The organism is Neomesorhizobium albiziae (assembly GCF_900114255.1).
GTDB classification, from domain to species: Bacteria; Pseudomonadota; Alphaproteobacteria; order Rhizobiales; family Rhizobiaceae; genus Neomesorhizobium; species Neomesorhizobium albiziae.
Map to the genome: position 1 here is coordinate 280,485 of NZ_FOSL01000004.1, position 17,549 is coordinate 298,033.

19 protein-coding genes are annotated in these 17,549 nt (G+C 62.2%); 8 read left to right on the top strand and 11 right to left on the bottom strand.

Going from position 1 to position 17,549, the window contains the following annotated elements:
* Positions 1 to 130: 130 nt before the first annotated feature.
* Positions 131 to 1,153: a LacI family DNA-binding transcriptional regulator gene (locus F3H98_RS09775; protein ID WP_149759951.1), complete on the bottom strand. Its 1,023-nt coding sequence runs from the start codon at positions 1,151 to 1,153 to the stop codon at positions 131 to 133.
* Between the two features lie 293 nt (positions 1,154 to 1,446).
* Between F3H98_RS09775 and F3H98_RS09780 the strand changes: the two genes are divergently transcribed.
* The 5 genes from F3H98_RS09780 to F3H98_RS09800 all read left to right on the top strand — a co-directional run bounded on the left by F3H98_RS09780 (position 1,447) and on the right by F3H98_RS09800 (position 7,921).
* Positions 1,447 to 2,802 carry an ABC transporter substrate-binding protein gene (locus F3H98_RS09780; protein WP_149759952.1) on the top strand — a complete coding sequence of 452 codons (1,356 nt, stop codon included), beginning with the start codon at positions 1,447 to 1,449 and terminating at the stop codon, positions 2,800 to 2,802.
* A 126-nt stretch (positions 2,803 to 2,928) separates the two neighbouring features.
* Positions 2,929 to 3,936, top strand: a complete 1,008-nt coding sequence (locus F3H98_RS09785; protein WP_149759953.1) for a carbohydrate ABC transporter permease — start codon at positions 2,929 to 2,931, stop codon at positions 3,934 to 3,936.
* Position 3,937: 1 nt separating this feature from the next.
* Positions 3,938 to 5,104, top strand: coding sequence for a carbohydrate ABC transporter permease (locus F3H98_RS09790; protein ID WP_149759954.1), 1,167 nt, complete (start codon positions 3,938 to 3,940; stop codon positions 5,102 to 5,104).
* Positions 5,105 to 5,107: 3 nt separating this feature from the next.
* Positions 5,108 to 6,778 carry a beta-galactosidase BglA gene (bglA, locus tag F3H98_RS09795; protein ID WP_149759955.1) on the top strand — a complete coding sequence of 557 codons (1,671 nt, stop codon included), beginning with the start codon at positions 5,108 to 5,110 and terminating at the stop codon, positions 6,776 to 6,778.
* 30 nt (positions 6,779 to 6,808) lie between these two features.
* Complete coding sequence (locus F3H98_RS09800) at positions 6,809 to 7,921, top strand: ABC transporter ATP-binding protein (protein ID WP_149759956.1); 1,113 nt, start codon at positions 6,809 to 6,811, stop codon at positions 7,919 to 7,921.
* Positions 7,922 to 7,936: 15 nt separating this feature from the next.
* Here the strand turns inward: F3H98_RS09800 and F3H98_RS09805 are convergent, their stop codons facing one another.
* Together F3H98_RS09805 and F3H98_RS09810 are read right to left on the bottom strand one after the other, a co-directional pair.
* Positions 7,937 to 9,157 (bottom strand): NAD(P)/FAD-dependent oxidoreductase, encoded by a 1,221-nt coding sequence (locus F3H98_RS09805; protein WP_188130378.1) that lies wholly within the window; start codon positions 9,155 to 9,157, stop codon positions 7,937 to 7,939.
* Between the two features lie 116 nt (positions 9,158 to 9,273).
* Positions 9,274 to 9,843, bottom strand: a complete 570-nt coding sequence (locus tag F3H98_RS09810; RefSeq protein WP_188130379.1) for a MarR family transcriptional regulator — start codon at positions 9,841 to 9,843, stop codon at positions 9,274 to 9,276.
* A 199-nt stretch (positions 9,844 to 10,042) separates the two neighbouring features.
* Between F3H98_RS09810 and F3H98_RS09815 the strand changes: the two genes are divergently transcribed.
* A complete protein-coding gene (locus F3H98_RS09815; RefSeq protein ID WP_149759959.1) occupies positions 10,043 to 10,468 on the top strand; it encodes a ferric uptake regulation protein in 426 nt (141 codons plus the stop codon).
* A 29-nt stretch (positions 10,469 to 10,497) separates the two neighbouring features.
* On the opposite strand, the gene F3H98_RS09820 is transcribed toward F3H98_RS09815, so the two are convergent.
* From F3H98_RS09820 to ureC, 7 genes are all read right to left on the bottom strand, one after another.
* Positions 10,498 to 11,265 carry a class II aldolase and adducin N-terminal domain-containing protein gene (locus tag F3H98_RS09820; protein WP_149759960.1) on the bottom strand — a complete coding sequence of 256 codons (768 nt, stop codon included), beginning with the start codon at positions 11,263 to 11,265 and terminating at the stop codon, positions 10,498 to 10,500.
* A 74-nt stretch (positions 11,266 to 11,339) separates the two neighbouring features.
* The gene (gene ureG / locus F3H98_RS09825) at positions 11,340 to 11,975 is read right to left on the bottom strand and encodes an urease accessory protein UreG (protein ID WP_149759961.1); all 636 of its coding nucleotides are present in this window, start codon (positions 11,973 to 11,975) and stop codon (positions 11,340 to 11,342) included.
* Complete coding sequence (locus tag F3H98_RS09830) at positions 11,972 to 12,712, bottom strand: urease accessory protein UreF (RefSeq protein ID WP_149760041.1); 741 nt, start codon at positions 12,710 to 12,712, stop codon at positions 11,972 to 11,974. Before F3H98_RS09830 ends, ureG begins: the two co-directional genes overlap by 4 nt.
* Positions 12,636 to 13,196, bottom strand: a complete 561-nt coding sequence (gene ureE, locus F3H98_RS09835) for an urease accessory protein UreE (RefSeq protein ID WP_149759962.1) — start codon at positions 13,194 to 13,196, stop codon at positions 12,636 to 12,638. Before ureE ends, F3H98_RS09830 begins: the two co-directional genes overlap by 77 nt.
* Positions 13,197 to 13,233: 37 nt before the next feature.
* A complete protein-coding gene (locus tag F3H98_RS09840; protein WP_149759963.1) occupies positions 13,234 to 13,833 on the bottom strand; it encodes a glutathione S-transferase family protein in 600 nt (199 codons plus the stop codon).
* 73 nt (positions 13,834 to 13,906) lie between these two features.
* The gene (locus F3H98_RS09845) at positions 13,907 to 14,341 is read right to left on the bottom strand and encodes an EamA family transporter (protein ID WP_149759964.1); all 435 of its coding nucleotides are present in this window, start codon (positions 14,339 to 14,341) and stop codon (positions 13,907 to 13,909) included.
* A 13-nt stretch (positions 14,342 to 14,354) separates the two neighbouring features.
* Complete coding sequence (gene ureC, locus F3H98_RS09850) at positions 14,355 to 16,064, bottom strand: urease subunit alpha (protein ID WP_149759965.1); 1,710 nt, start codon at positions 16,062 to 16,064, stop codon at positions 14,355 to 14,357.
* A gap of 179 nt (positions 16,065 to 16,243) precedes the next feature.
* On the opposite strand from ureC, the gene F3H98_RS09855 reads away from it, so the two are divergent.
* Together F3H98_RS09855 and F3H98_RS09860 are read left to right on the top strand one after the other, a co-directional pair.
* Positions 16,244 to 16,615, top strand: a complete 372-nt coding sequence (locus F3H98_RS09855; protein ID WP_149759966.1) for a hypothetical protein — start codon at positions 16,244 to 16,246, stop codon at positions 16,613 to 16,615.
* 120 nt (positions 16,616 to 16,735) lie between these two features.
* Positions 16,736 to 17,212, top strand: coding sequence for a hypothetical protein (locus tag F3H98_RS09860; protein WP_425294827.1), 477 nt, complete (start codon positions 16,736 to 16,738; stop codon positions 17,210 to 17,212).
* 24 nt (positions 17,213 to 17,236) lie between these two features.
* Here the strand turns inward: F3H98_RS09860 and F3H98_RS09865 are convergent, their stop codons facing one another.
* A complete protein-coding gene (locus tag F3H98_RS09865; RefSeq protein ID WP_149759967.1) occupies positions 17,237 to 17,542 on the bottom strand; it encodes an urease subunit beta in 306 nt (101 codons plus the stop codon).
* Positions 17,543 to 17,549 lie beyond the last annotated feature (7 nt).

Sequence of the window (17,549 nt, forward strand, 5' to 3'; positions counted from 1 at the left end):
GAGCGGTTCCGGTTCTTTCAGAACCGATAATTCGCTCTAAGTATTTGTTTTGCCGCATTTATGCGGACGCCAAATGAATCCATTTGGCTGCAAAATGCTCTAGCCGGTCAGTCAATTCGTCCGCCTGGAATCAAACAGGGGCGCCGGCAATCGAACCCCGCACCACCAGGTCCACCGGCCAGATCTCGCCGCGTGGGCCGCTTTCGAGGCCGGAAATGCGCGCCGCCAGGCGCTCGGCGACACGCGCGCCGGCTGCCCGGATCGACGAGCGCGTCGTCGACAGCGGCACCGAAAAGTTTTCCGGCTTCAGCCACGGAAAGACGTCGTCATGCGCGACCAGCGAGATATCGCCGGGTATCGCGAGGCCGAGGTCGCGGATCGCCCGTACCGCGCCAAGCGTCATGATCAGGCTCGAGCAGATGATCGCCGTCGGCGCCGCCTCGTGTTCGAGCAACCGACGGGTGGCGCGGTAGCCGTTCTCCTCGGTCATGGAGACGGAGATCAGGCGATGTACTGGCAGCTTCAGGTCGCTCGCGGCAAGCGCCTTTTTCAGGCCGCGCTCGCGATGGATAGCAAAGGTCTGGGTGTCGTCGCCATTGATCAGCGCGATCCTTGTATGTCCGAGCTGGATCAGCAGCCGCGTCGCTTCGTGGAAGGCGGCCTCGTTGTCGATGTCGAGGAACGGATAGTCGAAATCCAGCCCTTCCGAGCGGCCATGGACGATGTAGGGAATGCCGAGGTGGTTGAGCAACGCCACCCGCCGGTCGGCCGGCCGCGGTGAAGACACATAAACCGCGTCGACCTGCTTGTTGGCGACGATGCGCCGGTAGGTCGTTTCTTCCTCGTCCGCCGCCGTCGGGCTCAAAACCAGGTCGAGGTCGTGCGAGCGCGCATAGTCGCCGAGCCCGGACAGGAACTCGACGAAATGCGGATCGATGTCGACGGCAGCACCCGTCGGCATCACATAGCCGATCATGCCAGCCTTGCCGGTCGCCAGCCGGCGCGCGCTCGGATTGGGCCGATAGCCGTGCCGCTTTGCGGCGTCCATCACGCGGCGGCGCGTCTCCTCGCTGACCTCCGGATAGCCGTTAAGCGCGCGGCTAACCGTGGTTTGCGACAGCGACAACATATGTGATAATTGTTTGAGGTTCACGGTTATCGGACCCAAAGCGCTTTAAAACGGGCGGCAGAACTCCTCGCAGGATACGCGTCGAAGCCGGTCAGGAAAAGGAATATTTCATGCTGCGCCGCCGAATAACATATTGCACTGCATCAGAAAATTGGCGTTTAAATCGATTAATTCAACTTGCCGCTTGACTCTTTGTGCGTTCGATGGCGAATATGATGTAAGCCAAAGCGCTTTGGATTTCTTTCAAGAAATCCTGCGAGGCGAGGGCGGGATGGAGGTCCCGTCCGGCTCATGGGATCCTACCGGGAGGAAGATCGATGAAAAAGTCACTGATGCTTGGTGTGGCGCTTGCCGCGCTTGCCTTTGCCGCGCCGGCTTCGGCGGAATTGAAGTTCAAGCCGGGTGAAGACCCCCGTTTTCATTGGGACAATTTCGAGGAGTTGAAGAAGGTCGACCTGAAGGGCGAGACCCTCTCGATCTTCGGTCCGTGGCGCGGCGAGGACGAAGCGCTGGTCCGCAGCATGCTCGACTATTTCTCGGAGGCTACCGGCGCCACGATCAACTATTCGTCGTCGGAAAACTACGAGCAGCAGATCGTCATCGACACCCAGGCTGGCAGCCCGCCCAACATCGCCGTGTTGCCGCAGCCGGGCCTGCTCCAGGATCTGGCCTCGAAAGGCCTTCTCACCCCGCTTGGCGACGAGACCGCTGCCTTCGTCAAGGACAATTACGGCGCCGGTCAATCCTGGGTGGATCTCGGCACCTACAAGGACAAGGACGGCGCCGCGAAGTTCTTCGCCTTCCCCTACAAGGCCGACCTGAAGTCGCTGGTCTGGTACGTGCCTGAAAACTTCGAGGAAGCCGGCTATGAAGTGCCGAAGACCTGGGAGGAACTGCAGGCGCTGACCGACAAGATCGTCGCCGACGGCGGCGTGCCGTGGTGCATCGGCCTCGGCTCCGGTGGCGCTACCGGCTGGCCGGCCACCGACTGGGTCGAAGACATCATGCTGCGCACGCAGCCGCCGGAGGTCTACGACAAGTGGACCAAGAACGAGATTCCGTTCAACGACCCGGCTGTCGTCGGTGCGCTCGACATCTTCGCCAAGATCGCCACCAACGACAAATATGTCGACGGCGGCAAGGCGGCGGTCGCCGCGACCGACTTCCGCGACAGCCCCAAGGGCCTCTTCGGCATCCCGCCCAAATGCTACCTGCATCGCCAGGCGTCGTTCATCTCGTCCTTCTTCCCCGAAGGCACCAAGCTCGGCGTCGATGCGGACTTCTTCTACCTGCCGCCGATGGCGTCGAAGCCGGAACTTGGCACGCCGGTCCTCGGTGCAGGCACGCTGTTCACCATCACCAAGGACTCCAAGGCCGCGCGCGCCTTCATCGACTATCTGAAGATGCCGCTCGCCCATGAAGTCTGGATGGCCCAGTCCGGGCTGCTGACGCCGCTGAAGACTGCGAACAAGGACGCCTACGCCAACGACGCGCTGAAGAAGCAGGGCGACATCCTGGTCAACGCTTCGACGTTCCGCTTCGACGGGTCCGACCTGATGCCGGGCAAGATCGGCGCCGGCGCCTTCTGGACGGGCATGATCGATCTCGTCGGCGGCAAGCCGGCGCCGGATGTCGCAGCCGACATCCAGAAGGCCTGGGACGCCATCAAGTAAGCTCGGGCGAGCCGTAGCGTCGACCTCAACCATACCCGATCCGGGCCGCACAGGTCCGGGTCGGCGGTAGGGGCTCTTTATTTGCCTCGTCCAGCGTGAAATCGGCCTGACAACGGGGAGGGACCCATGGCAGCTCAGATTTTCTCGGCCATTCTCGTCATCATTGTCGGCGTTGGCGGCTGCGTCCTCTATTTCTGGGGCGCCAACAAGCTCGTCGATCTCATTTTTCCCTCGCGCGGCGTCACCGGGGCGGCTGCGGTGGACAATCTTCGCAGGCAGGGGCTGATCCGGCCTTGGCTGTTCATCGGCCCGGCGCTCGTGATCCTGGTTATCTACCTGATTTATCCGGTGATCTCGACACTCTGGTATTCAGTCTATGACAAGACCGGCGAGAATTTTGTCGGCTTGCGGAATTATGGCTGGGCCCTCAGCGACGAGCAGTTCCACAATTCCATTGTCAACAATCTTATGTGGCTGCTGGTCGTGCCGGCCGCCTGCACGTTCCTCGGCCTGATCATCGCAGTGCTCACCGACAAGATCTGGTGGGGCACCATCGCCAAGAGCCTGATCTTCCTGCCGCTCGCCATCTCCTTCGTCGGCGCTAGCGTCATCTGGAAGTTCATCTACGAATATCGCGGCGAAGGCCAGGTGCAGATCGGCATCCTCAACTCGATCGTTACCTGGTTCGGTGGCGATCCGCAGGTGTGGATATCGATGCCGTTCTGGAACAATTTTTTCCTGATGATCATCCTGATCTGGATCCAGACCGGCTTCGCCATGGTCATCCTGTCATCGGCGCTGCGGGGCATCCCGGAGGAAACGATCGAAGCCGCGGTCATCGACGGCGCCAACCCCTTCCAGATCTTCTGGAAGATCATGATCCCGCAAATCTGGGGCACGATCGCCGTCGTCTGGACAACCATCACCATCCTGGTGCTCAAGGTTTTCGACATCGTGCTCACGATGACGAACGGACAATGGAACAGCCAGGTGCTGGCCAACCTTATGTTCGACTGGATGTTCCGCGGTCTCGACAATGGCCGCGGCGCCACCATTGCGATCATTATCATGCTGGCAGTGCTGCCGATCATGATCTGGAACATCCGTCAGGCCAACAAAGAGGGGAAGCTCTGATATGGCCCAGGCAAGTGGCAATTCCGCAGGCAAATCCTCCTTTGGCCGCTGGGGCGTACATCTCGCAGTGCTCTTCTTCGTGGCGATCTGGACCATCCCGACACTCGGCATCCTGGTCACGTCATTGCGCGACAAGGACCAGATCATCACTTCCGGCTGGTGGAACTCGTTTTTCAGCTCGTCGCAGACACAAGCCGGGCGTCTGGGTGCTGCCGCCGGCCAGCAGGAGAGAGACGGCAAGTTCGTCATCGAAGGCAATATCTTCGAAACCCCTGGCGCCAGCACCGTCAGCGCTTTCGGCACGCGTTCGGCAGCGCCTACGCAATATCCGGCCGGCACAGCGGCAGACCTCGGTGATGGCGAAACCCTTCAGGTAAACGCCGATGGCTCTTATATTCATTCCTCGACGAAAAAGTTCGAGGGGGAGCGTGGCCAGCGCGTCTACTATTCCTCAACGGTGCCGCCGAAATTCACGACCGAGAACTACTATAACGTTTTAACCTCGGAGAATGTCGGTCGCTCATTTCTGAATTCGCTGACCGTGACCATTCCAGCGACCATCATTCCGATCATGATCGCGGCCTTCGCGGCCTATGCGCTGGCATGGATGCGATTCCCTGGACGTGCGATCCTGATCGCGGTGATCATCGGCCTGCTGGTCGTACCGCTGCAGATGGCTCTGATTCCGTTGCTCGAGATGTACAACGGTGTCGGCAATCTGTTTGGCGTACCATCAAAGACCTACCTCGGCATCTGGCTGGCGCATACCGGCTTCGGCCTGCCCTTCGCCATCTACCTGCTGCGCAGCTACATGGCCGGCCTGCCGCGCGAGCTGATGGAATCGGCCCGCATCGACGGCGCCAGCGATTTCGAAATATTCATGAAGATCGTGCTGCCGCTGTCATTCCCGGTGCTGGCTTCCTTCGCCATCTTCCAGTTCCTGTGGGTCTGGAACGACCTTCTGGTGGCCATGGTTTTCCTCGGCACCGATCAAGAACATCTGGTGCTGACCGGCCGGCTGAACGCGCTGCTTGGATCGCGCGGCGGTGACTGGGAAATCCTGACGACATCGGCGTTTATCACCATCATCCTGCCGCTGATCGTCTTTTTCTCGCTGCAGCGCTACTTCGTGCGCGGCCTGCTCGCCGGCTCGGTCAAGGGAGGCTAATCCATGCAGGCGACGGCTTCCCGCAGGTTCGAGGCGCCTTTGCCGGCGCCCGACAAGGACTGGTGGCGTGGCGCGGTGATCTACCAGATCTATCCGCGCAGCTACCAGGACTCCAACGGCGACGGCATCGGCGACCTCAAGGGCATTATCGCGAGGCTTCCCTATATTGCCGGCCTCGGCGCGGACGCCATCTGGATATCGCCCTTCTTCAAGTCGCCGATGAAGGATTTCGGCTACGACGTCTCGGACTATTGCGACGTCGATCCGATGTTCGGCACGCTGGCCGATTTCGAAGCCCTGATCGCCGAGGCGCATCGCCTCGGCCTGAAGGTGATGATCGACGAGGTGCTGTCCCACACCGCCGATGTCCACCCGTGGTTCCAGGAAAGCCGGTCAAGCCGCACCAACCCGAAGGCCGACTGGTATGTCTGGGCGGACGCCAGGTCGGACGGCACGCCGCCCAACAACTGGCTGTCGATCTTTGGCGGCTCGGCTTGGCAGTGGGACACCCGACGCCAGCAATATTACCTACATAACTTCCTGGCCGAACAGCCGGATCTGAATTTCCACAACCGTGAAGTCCAGGATGCATTGCTCGATGTGACGCGCTTTTGGCTGGAACGCGGCGTCGACGGCTTCCGGCTCGACACCATCAATTTCTACTTCCACAGCCAGGGGCTTGAGAACAATCCGCCGCTGCCGGTCGAAGAACGCAACGACCAGACGGCGCCCGCCGTCAATCCGTATAATTATCAGGATCATCTCTACGACAAGAGCCGCCCCGAGAACCTCCACTTTCTCGAGCGCTTCCGCGCCTTGCTCGACGAATATCCGGCCGTCGCCGCCGTCGGCGAAGTCGGCGATTCGCAGCGCGGACTGGAGGTTGTCGCCGCCTACACGGCCGGCGAGAACCGCGTGCACATGTGTTACGCCTTCGACTTCCTGGCACCCGAAAAGATCAGCGCCGCCAAAGTGCGCGGCGTTCTCGAAAACTTCGGCCAGGTGGCGAGCGACGGCTGGTCGTGCTGGGCCTTTTCCAACCACGATGTGATGCGCCATGCATCGCGCTGGGGCGCCGGCGAAGCCGACCGCCTTGCCTACCTCAAGGTCATTTCGGCGCTTCTGATGTCGCTGCGAGGCTCGGTCTGCATCTATCAGGGCGAGGAGCTGGGACTGGGCGAAGCCGACCTCGCCTTCGAGGACCTGCAGGATCCCTACGGCATTCGCTTCTGGCCGGAGTTCAAGGGTCGCGATGGTTGCCGCACCCCGATGGTATGGGACGGCAAGTCGAGGAATGGCGGCTTCTCAAGCGCCAAGCCCTGGCTGCCGGTACCGCAGGAACATCTACCATTGGCTGTCGACATGCAGCAGGGCGATGAGAATTCACTGCTCGAGCATTACCGCCGGTTCCTGGCGTTCCGCCGCTCCTATCCTGCATTCGCCAAGGGCGATATCGCATTCCTAGCCGGTGAGGGCGACGTAGTCGCCTTCACCCGCCGCGAGGGCAACGAGCAGATCGTCTGCGCCTTCAATCTCGGCAGCGCTCCCGCCTCGGTGGATCTGGAAGCCGGCAGGACGGCGCAGTCACTGAGCGGGCACGGCTTTTCTGGAACGGTGGCCGGCAGCAAGATCAAGCTTGGAAGTTACGGTGCCTGGTTCGGGCGTTTCGCCTGAGCCGGCTTGAGCAATCGTAGGGAGGAAATAATGGCCGATCTTACACTCAGGGGCGTCAAGAAGGCTTACGGCAGTCTGAATATTCTCCACGGCATCGACCTCGACATCAAATCGGGCGAGTTCATCGTGTTCGTCGGCCCTTCGGGTTGCGGCAAGTCGACCCTGCTGCGGTCGATCGCCGGGCTGGAGGAGATCACTGGCGGCACTCTGGAGATCGCCGGCGAGAAGGTCAACGACGTGCCGCCGTCCAAGCGCGGCATCGCCATGGTGTTCCAGTCCTATGCTCTCTATCCGCACATGACCGTCTACGACAACATGGCCTTCGGCATGAAGATTGCCAAGGAGAAGAAGGAAGAGATCGACCGGCGTGTGAAGCAGGCAGCGGAAATCCTGCAGCTCACCAAATATCTCGACCGCCTGCCCAAGGCGATGTCGGGCGGCCAGCGCCAGCGTGTCGCCATCGGCCGTGCCATCGTGCGCAACCCCAAGGTCTTTCTTTTCGACGAGCCGCTGTCGAACCTCGACGCGGCGCTGCGCGTCGCCACCCGCATCGAGATCGCCAAGCTGAAGGAGTCGATGCCCAACACCACCATGATCTACGTTACCCATGACCAGGTCGAGGCGATGACGCTGGCCGACCGTATCGTGGTGCTCAAGGACGGGCGCGTCGAGCAGGTCGGGTCGCCGATGGAACTCTACAAGCGGCCGGGCAATCTGTTCGTCGCCCAGTTCATCGGCTCGCCGGCCATGAACATCCTGCCGGGCAAGATCGAAAAGGCAGGCGCCCAGACTGGCGTCTCCCACATCGGCGGCAAGGCAGTTGTTCCGATCGCCACGCCGGCCAGCGCGCAGGGCGCGGAAATCAGCTTCGGCGTGCGTCCGGAAGACCTCTACGTCGCCAAGGGCGCCAACAGCCTGTTCGAAGGCAAGGTCGATTACATCGAACAGCTGGGCGAAGTTCAGCTGGTGTATCTGGACATCGGACGTGGCATCGAGCTGCCGCTAATCGCCAAGCTGCCGGGCAATGCGTCGGTTGAACGCGGCGCGACCATGCGGCTCGACGCCGACGCAGGCGACCTGCATATTTTCGATGCGTCCGGTTCGTCCTTCGTCAAGCACACGCCGGAAGCGAAGGCTGCCTGACCGGGCGCCGGCAGGCTAGATCAGTTCCTTGAGGTTCGCGGCCGGATCGGCCGCGACCGCCTTCGGAACCGAGCGATGCGCGGCCAGGAGCCGCCGTGCCATCATATGGTCGGCCGCGGCGTTGACGCTTTCCACGGCGATCAGGCGGTCGCCGCGGTAGAGGAAGATCGAAAACTTGCCGCTTTCGGGATCGCCGCGCAGGACCGTGCCGTCATGGCCGTTGGATAGGCCGGCGATCTGCAGCCGCGCGCTGCCCTGATTTGACCAGAACCATGGGAAACCGTCATAAGGTTTGGCTTCGCCGGTCAGCCGCGCGGCGATGCAACGCGCCTGGTCGACCGCATTCTGCACCGATTCCAGCCGCGCCATGCCGCCCGTGAAGACGTTTGGATAAGCGGCGCAGTCGCCCATCGCGGAGATAGCGGCATCGCCGGTGACAAGCAGCTCGTCGACCACGATACCGTTGTCGACGGAAAGTCCGGCTTCGGCCGCAAGCTCGGCATTGGGCATGATGCCGGCGGCGATCAGGATTGAGTCGGTTTGGAAATGCCGGCCGTTCGACAGCCGAACCTCTGTATGCGCGCCGTCGCGATGCACGCCCTGCACCAGGGTTTCGAAATGAAGCTTCGTCCCCAGCTGCTCATGGAAGGAGCGGAACCACGCCGACATCGGGCTCGATAGTACGCGGCCCATGAGCACCGACGTTGACTCGACCAGGTCGACGGCGATATCGCGGGCGCGCAGCAGGCCGGCGACTTCCAGGCCGATGAAGCCGCCGCCGACGACGGTGACATGGGTGAGCGAGGCGAGGCGCTCGTTGAGCAGGCGCGCGTTCTCCAGTGTCCTGAGTTCGAGGATCGACGGGTGGTCGAGACCGGGAATAGGGGGGATTCGATTGCGTGCGCCAGTGGCCAGGATCAGGTGATCGTAGGCAAGTCGGTTGTCGTCATCGAGCACGATTTCGCGGTTGTCCCGGTCGATGTGTTTGGCTCGCTCGCCGAGCCTCAGTGTGATGCTGTTGGCGGGGAAGAAGGCTTCGCCCTTCAAAGGCAGTCCGGCATCGTCCGGGCCTTTCAGGAATTCCTTGGAGAGCGGTGGCCGCTGATAAGGCAGGTCCGGCTCGTCGCCGACGATGGTGATCGAACCGTCGAAACCGCGATGGCGTAGTGCGGAGGCGAGTTCGACGCCCGCGTGACCGCTTCCAACGATGATGATGTTTTTCAGATCACCCGGCAATTGGCAGGCTCCGCATGGCTGCAACGACATTGAACCGTGGCATGGCTGATCGGCTCCGGATTGTCACCCCGCGACAAGCCGATGTCGCTGCGCGATTCGATGAAAGCCGCGCCGCCTCAATCCGGGCGTTTCGGCGGGCGGCCGCGCTGTTTTGGTGGTGTGATGGCGATGGCGTCGGCACTTGGAAGATGCTTTTCACTGAACGAAACGTCGAGATAAGCGAGCTTGGTTTCGAATTCCAGCAAAAGGCTTTGCAGCAGCTTGAGCTTCTCGGCGCTCATCGTCTTCTTGATTGCCACATAGACGGTTTCGCAATCCGGAAGCACGATGTCGACCAGCCGGTGGCCGCGATCCGTCAACCGGACCAGGGTGCGTCGCATGTCGTGCGTATCGGCCTGCCGTAGCATGTAGCCCCTGACTTCGAGTTCGCGCACGATGCGCGACAGCGACGGCATCAAAAGCGCGGTGACGCGTGAGAGCTCGGTCAGCTCGATATCCGCGAGTTCGGCGACGGTGCGCAGCACCCGGAATTGCGGTTCGGTCAAATCGTAGCGCCGCAGCAAGTTGCGGAACGGCAGCATCACGCTTTCGCGCGCGCGCACCAAGGCAAGCGGCAGCACGTTGACGATGCTCTTCCGTCCCTTTCGAGCCGGTTCGCTCGGCTCGATCCTGCTTGGGTTTCCCATCCCGTCCGCCCCGTTGATGTCGATTTGTGGGGTCTGATTCGAAGCCGGCATCATTCTGCCTTTGCAGCCAGCATCCCATGACGATCCGGCCAGTTCAATAGCGCCTCCACCGGCTGTGGCTTCTCGGGGGAGCGATCCGACGCAGCCTGGCATGCGCGTTTCTTTTGCAACCCTTGGTCATCTGGCGCATATTCGGCGCATGACCAAGACAGTGATTCACAAGCCGAATTACGAGGAGGAGCTGCGCCGCGCCGGCATCCGCATAACCCGGCCGCGCCGCATCATCGTTGGCATTCTGACCGAGTCGGAGGACCACCCCGACGCGCTGGAGATTTTCCGGCGGGCCGTCGCCATCGACAGCAGCATTTCGCTGTCGACCGTCTACCGGACGATGAAGCTGCTTGAGGGGATCGGCGCCATCCACCGACATGCGTTCGAGGGTGGACCGTCGCGTTTCGAACAGGCCGGCGGTGAGCATCACGACCATCTGATCGACATCGATACCGGTGACGTCATCGAATTCAAGTCGGACCGGATCGAGCAGCTGCAGAATGAAATTGCCCGACAGCTGGGCTACGATATCGTTCACCACCGGCTGGAACTTTACGGCCGCAAGCGCAGCTGAAGCCTCTCTTCTGGCCGAGCGACTTCCAACTAATTGCGGTATGCCGGCTCCTGCTCGTCCAGAATGGCCTTGAGCTCGGCCAGATGCCGTTCGGCCTGGCCGGGATAGTCGTCCATCTCGCTCGCCGTCTTCTCCGCGACTTCGTCGGAGAGTGTCCGCAGCGGTCGGCCGGTCCACAAGGCCTTGATGTAGGTTTCGCAGGCACGCTCAAAATAATAGAGCCGGTTGAATGTGTCGGCGACGCTGTCGCCGATCACCAGCACGCCGTGATTGCCCATAACCATGACCTTCACCTTGGGATCGGCGAGAAGCTGCGAGCAGCGTTCCCCCTCCTCCTCGAAAGCCAGGCCGCCATATTGGCCGTCGACCACATGGCGGTTGAAGAACATCGCAGAATTCTGGTCGATCGGCGGCAGTGTCGAGTCGGCGAGGGAGGCTAGCACCGTCGCATGGATCGAGTGCACATGCATGACGCAGCGCGCATGCAGGCAATTGCGATGGACTGCGCCATGCAGGCCCCAGGCGGTCGGGTCCGGCGCGCCCGGACGGGCCATCGTCTCCGGGTCGTTGGCGTCGATCAGCAGCAGGTCGCTCGCCTTTATGCGCGAGAAATGCACCTGGTTCGGGTTCATCAGAAACTGCGAGCCGTCATCGTTGACCGCCAGCGAAAAATGGTTGGCCACCGCCTCGTGCATGTTGAGCCGCGCCGTCCAGCGGAAGGCGCAGGCAAGATCGACGCGCTCTTCGTAGAACGGCAGGTTGGTCAGCATGTCTTTCTTGAGCTGGGTTATGCTCATCGGCCGGTTCCTCCCTAGCTGCCGGAGCGAGAATGCCGCGTCGGCACCGGCTGGGCAATCCGGCAACCGGACAGTCAGGCGGATTTCCGCTGGTCCAGCCGCAAGCCGCCATTCTTGACGATGAAGTCGACGATTTCGGTCAATCCCTTGCCGCGTGACAGGTCTGTGAAGACGAAAGGCCGTTTTCCCCGCATCCTGCCCGCGTCACTTTCCATCACGTCGAGGTTGACGTTCACATAGGGCGCCAAGTCGCTCTTGTTGATGACCAGGAAATCCGACCGCGTGATGCCGGGGCCGCCCTTGCGCGGGATTTCCTCACCCTGGCAGACCGAGATGACATAAAGCGTCAGGTCTGCCAGATCGGGCGAAAACGTCGCGGCCAGGTTGTCGCCACCGGATTCGATGAAGACGATGTCGAGATCCGGGAATTTGCGGTTCATTTCGGCGATCGCCTGGAGATTGATCGAGGCATCCTCGCGGATCGCCGTATGCGGGCAGCCGCCGGTTTCGACACCCAAGATGCGCTCTTCCGGCAAGGCCTGGAGCCGCGCCAGCATCATCGCGTCTTCCTTGGTGTAGATGTCGTTGGTGACGACGGCGATGGAGAATTCGTCGCGCATGGCCTTGCAGAGCTTCTCGGTCAGCGTCGTCTTGCCGGAGCCTACCGGGCCGCCGATGCCGACACGTAATGGGCCGTTTTTGGATGTCATGAGCGGAACAGCCTCGAATATTGGGTTTCGTGTTTCATGGCCATGATGTCGGACATCACGGTCGCCGAACCGAGATCGTCGAGAGTCGAGCCGGCGGCACGGGATGCGGTTTCAAGAAGCAGCGGCTCCAGGCTGGCCATTATCGCGACCGCGCCGCTTTGACCGGTCACCCCAAGCCGGATCGCCGCTTGGATGAGGTTCGACGCAAAGCCTTGCAGGAATGCCGACAGCGCGTCATCGAGGTTGATACCGTGCGCGCCGGCGGTTGCTCCGACCGCGACGCAATAAGGGCAGTCGGGTGGAAGATCGGCAAGGCCAGGCTGCGGCCATGCGGCCGCGGCTTTCAGGAATGCCGCGCCGAGCAGCATTGTTTCGGCATGGCGCTCCCGCGAACCGGCCAGGGCCTCCGCCAGTTCCGCAACCGCCACGACATCGCCGTCTTGCCGGGCCAACCGCCAGCTTTCGGCGAACAGAACCGCGTCGTTCCAGCCCGATCCGATTTCGGTGAGCTGAACCAGCCAGTCCTCGAGGCTTTCCGGGTCATGCACGAGCCCGTCATGGGCGGCGCGTTCGAGCCCATGGCTGTAGCTGAAACCGCCTACCGGAAAGGCCGGCGAGAGCCACGCCATCAACCGCAGCAGGCGCGGATTGGGCCGGCTCTCAGGCATGGTTGTGGCCGTAATGCGGATCACCCGGCAGGCGACCGTACCGGTCGCGCTCGCCGTGCCCATGATCATGACCATGACCATGGTCGTGCCCGGAATAGGCGCCACGCACGGGCGAAAAAGGCTCAAGGACATCGGTCACCGTTGCGCCGAGGCCTTCCAGCATTGCCTTGATCACATGGTCGCGCAGGATGAGGATGCGTGCGGGCTCGATCTGCGCGGCGAGATGCCGGTTGCCGATATGCCAGGCGAGTTCAGCGAGGTGCACGCCGTCGCGAGCGCGAATGTCGTAAACCTCTTCATTGGCGGCGATGATCTCGATCTGCCGTCCGTCTTCAAGCAGCAACCGGTCGCCGTGGATCAGGGCCACCGGCGCAAGCAGGTCAACCAGAAGCTTGCCGCCGCCGGCAAGTTCGATCACACGCCGGCGCAAGTGCCGTTCGTCATGGGCAAGCAGTGCTGCGCCGTCCGGAGCTGAGGCTTTGGCTTCGCCAGCGGGCAGGACTGACGTCGCACGCGCCAGTTTGGTGAAGTCGGTGTTGAGGTCGAGTTTCATGCGCAGGCCCTGCAAATTTCATGGATTGTCTGGAACATCATTTCGCTCCCTTGGCGTCTGCCCTGGCGCGGGCGGGGCGCGACAGAACGCGATCGAAATAGGCATTCACGACGTCGGATTCGACCTTGAACTTGCCGGCGCGGGCCCAGGCTCCCATGTCGCCGAGCAGCACATCGACGGCGCTGAAGCGGTCGCCGAGCGCGTATTTGCGTTCGCCGAGGCGACGCCCCAGCGTCTCAACCTCGCTGGCGAAATCATAAGCGGCCGCGGGCCCGACATCGACACGCACGTCCTTGGGCAAGAGGAAGCGATGCCGCAGCTTGTTCCACAAGGGCGCTTCCAGCTCCGATTGGGCGAAATGCATCCAGCCGTCCATCTCGGCGCGGCCGGCGCAGCCAGGCGCCGTGCCCATGCCCTTCTCCGGATGCCTGTCGGCGAGATAGACGCAGATCGCCGCCGAGTCCGTCACCACGACATCGCCGTCGACCAGCACCGGAGATTTGCCCGATGGGTTGAGCGCATACAGTTCCGGCGATTTCAAGCCGACTTTAACGAACTCGTAGGGCGCGTCGAGTTCCTCCAGCATCCACAAGACGCGGCTGACGCGCGAACCTGGTGAACCCACGGCCTGGTACATGCTTCAAAGCTCCCTGAAAATTGTTGCCCTACGCTAGCCCGGAACGGGTGGGAAAACCACCGCGCCTTGCCCTCTAAGACCAGATCCTGGTGGTCAGCAGGATCACGCCACCGGCGATCATCAGAACGCCCAGCCAGTCAGCCATCGACAGTTTCTCGCCGAGGAATGCCACGCCGAATACTGCGACGAGCACGACGCTCAGCTTGTCGAGGGGCGCGACACGGGCGGCATCGCCGAGCTTCAGCGCGCGGAAGTAGCAGATCCATGAGGCGCCAGTGGCGAGGCCCGACAGCACCAGGAACAGATAGGTGCGGCCCGATACCGAGGCCGGCGCCTGCCATTGGCCTGTTGCGAACAGGATGGCGCCAAGTGCTGCCAGGATGACGACGGTGCGCACGAACGTCGCGAAGTCGGAGTTGACATTCTCGACGCCGACCTTCGCGAAAATCGCAGTCAGTGCGGCAAAACAAGCCGAAAGCAAGGCCCAGAACTGCCAGGATGCGGTCATCGGGATATCCCAGCTAGAACAAAAAATATCGCTGCGCCATCGGCAGCACAGTCGCCGGAGGGCAGGTCAGCAGTTCGCCGTCGGCGCGCACTTCGTAGGTTTCCGGATCCACCTCGACATGCGGGGTCGCATCGTTCAGCACCATGGAACGCTTGCCGATGCCGCCCCGGGTATTTTCGACCGCCAGCATTTGCTTGTCGACCCCGATCTTTTCGCGCAGCCCGGCATCGAGCGCTGCCTTCGAGACGAAGGTGACGGACGAATTGGTGATCGCCTTGCCATAGGCGCCGAACATCGGTCGGTAATGCACCGGCTGCGGCGTCGGGATCGAGGCGTTCGGGTCGCCCATCGGGGCGGCGGCGATCATGCCGCCGATCAGCACCATATCGGGTTTGACGCCGAAAAAGGCTGGATTCCACAACACGAGGTCAGCTCGCTTGCCGACCTCGATCGAACCGATTTCCTTCGACAGCCCATGCGCGATCGCCGGGTTGATCGTGTATTTGGCGATGTAGCGGCGCACGCGGAAGTTGTCGTTGTCGCCGGTTTCCTGGGCAAGGCTGCCGCGCTGGCGTTTCATCTTGTCGGCGGTCTGCCAGGTGCGGATCGCCACCTCGCCAACACGCCCCATCGCCTGGCTGTCCGATGAAATGATCGAGAAGGCGCCGATGTCGTGGAGAATATCTTCCGCCGCGATGGTCTCCTTGCGGATGCGGCTCTCGGCGAAAGCGATGTCCTCGGGGATCGATGGCGACAGATGGTGGCACACCATCAGCATGTCGAGATGCTCGGCGATGGTGTTGACCGTGTAGGGCCGTGTCGGATTTGTCGACGAGGGAATGACGTTGGGCAGGCCGCAGACCTTGATAATGTCGGGTGCGTGGCCGCCGCCCGCTCCCTCGGTGTGGAAGGCGTGGATCGTGCGCCCTCGGAACGCCCTCACCGTATCCCCGACGAAACCGCTCTCGTTCAGCGTGTCGGTGTGGATCATCACCTGCACATCGTGGTCGTCCGCCACCGACAGGCAGCAGTCGATCGCCGCTGGCGTGGTGCCCCAGTCCTCGTGCAACTTCAGCGCGCAGGCGCCGCCGAGTATCATCTCCTCCAGCGCGCCTGGCAGCGAGGCATTGCCCTTGGCCGAGAGGCCGATGTTCATCGGGAAGGCATCGAAGGACTGGATCATGCGTGCGATATGCCACGGCCCCGGCGTGCAGGTGGTGGCCAGCGTGCCATGCGCCGGGCCGGTGCCGCCGCCAAGCATCGTGGTGATGCCCGACATCAGCGCTTCCTCGATCTGCTGTGGGCAGATGAAGTGGATGTGCGCGTCCATGCCGCCGGCGGTCAGGATTTTTCCCTCGCCGGCGATGATCTCGGTGCCGGGGCCGACGATGATGGTGACGCCCGGCTGTGTGTCCGGGTTGCCCGCCTTGCCGATAGCCGCGATGCGTCCGCCCTTGAGGCCGACATCGGCCTTGTAGATACCTGTCGCATCGACGATCAGCGCGTTGGTGATCACGGTATCGACGGCGCCGGCGGCGCGCGTCACCTGGCTCTGACCCATGCCGTCGCGGATCACCTTGCCGCCGCCGAACTTCACTTCCTCGCCATAGACGGTGAAGTCCTTTTCCACCTCGATGAAAAGCTCGGTATCTGCGAGCCGCACCCGGTCGCCGGTGGTCGGGCCGAACATCTGCGCATAGGCGCCGCGAGCTATTTTCACCATGAACAATTGCTCCCCGGTTGCCGCGGGCTTGCCGCGGCGCACCACATTGCCGCCACGCAATGGTCACGGAATGACCCGCTGAGCGGCAGTTTGTGATCCCATTTCACGTATGAGGTGCCCGGCGCGGCGGCAGGGGCAGTTCGAACGCACCGTTTTCCAAGCGACGGAAAGGAATATCCATGCGCACATTGACGATTCTCGCGGCCAGCGCGGCCGTAGCCTTCGCGACCGCGGCCAGCGCCCAGACGCCGGCGCAGACACCTCCGAGCCAGACAGCTCCAGCCAATCCGCAAGCGCCGGGCGGCGCTCCCACGATCAACACGATCAGCATCGTCGACATCAAGGAACTGCCCGAGGCGGCGCAGGCGCAGGTTAACGATGTTGTTGCCAAGCGCAGCGATGCCGACCTTAAGAAATTGCGCAGTTCGATCGACGCGGCGCCACAGGTCAAGTCGGCGCTCGAAGCCAAGGGCCTGACGTCTGAGCAGGTTATCGCGGCCAGCATGGGCAACAATGGCGCCCTCACGCTGATCACCAAGAAGCCAGGCTGATCTGTCTCGGCGGGCCGGCGCCGCGCCGGCTCGCCACATCTTCAAGGGAACCTCGGCTGGCCGCGAGTCGTTTCGGTCCCTAGATGTAAGGACCGTCAAAAAGGACGGCGCAGGGAAGGAATGATGATTATTGCGGGTTACAGGCTTCGGTCGATTGCAATCGTGCTGCTCATAGCGGCTCTTGCTCCGGCAAATGCCCAAGGGCTCCAAAGCAGCGAAACGGTCGACAAGATCGTCGGATCTGATGTGAAGGCGGAAGAGGCGCGCGCCTCCGCCGATGCGGACAAGGTGATCGCCGCCATTGAAAAGACTGGAGAAAACATCAGCACCGTGCGGAAGACCTCCAGGCTGGACAAGGTCGACATCGTCTTCCTGTCCGACGCAGCGATAAGCGAGGGCGGTCCGCCACCGGAAATCGACGCCAAGGTCAAGGAGCATGAAGCGGAAGTCGCGCAACTGCGACAGGAAATCGAAGGCAATGCGATGCTCTACCACGCCATCGATTCGCGACAGGTCTTGCTTCGCGACGTGCTTGCGGTCGACTTCGACGGCACAAACGGCATCGTCATCTATGCCGCCGCCAAGCCGGCGCAATAGGTCTCTCGGCGGCAACCTGCCCACTCAGATCTCCCCCATGATCTTTTGCTGAAAGCCGTAGACCTCGCGCTTGCCGCCGAGCGGCACCAGGGTGACGTCGCGCTCCTGCCCGGGCTCGAAACGCACGGCCGTGCCGGCGGCGATGTCGAGGCGCATGCCGCGCGCTTTCTCGCGGTCGAACCGCAACCCTTCATTGGTTTCGAAGAAATGGTAGTGGCTGCCGACCTGTATAGGCCGGTCGCCCGTGTTGGCAACCTTCAGCGTCACCGTCGGCGCGCCGGCATTGAGCTCGATGGCGCCTTCTGCGGGGATGACTTCTCCGGGGATCATGCCAAAA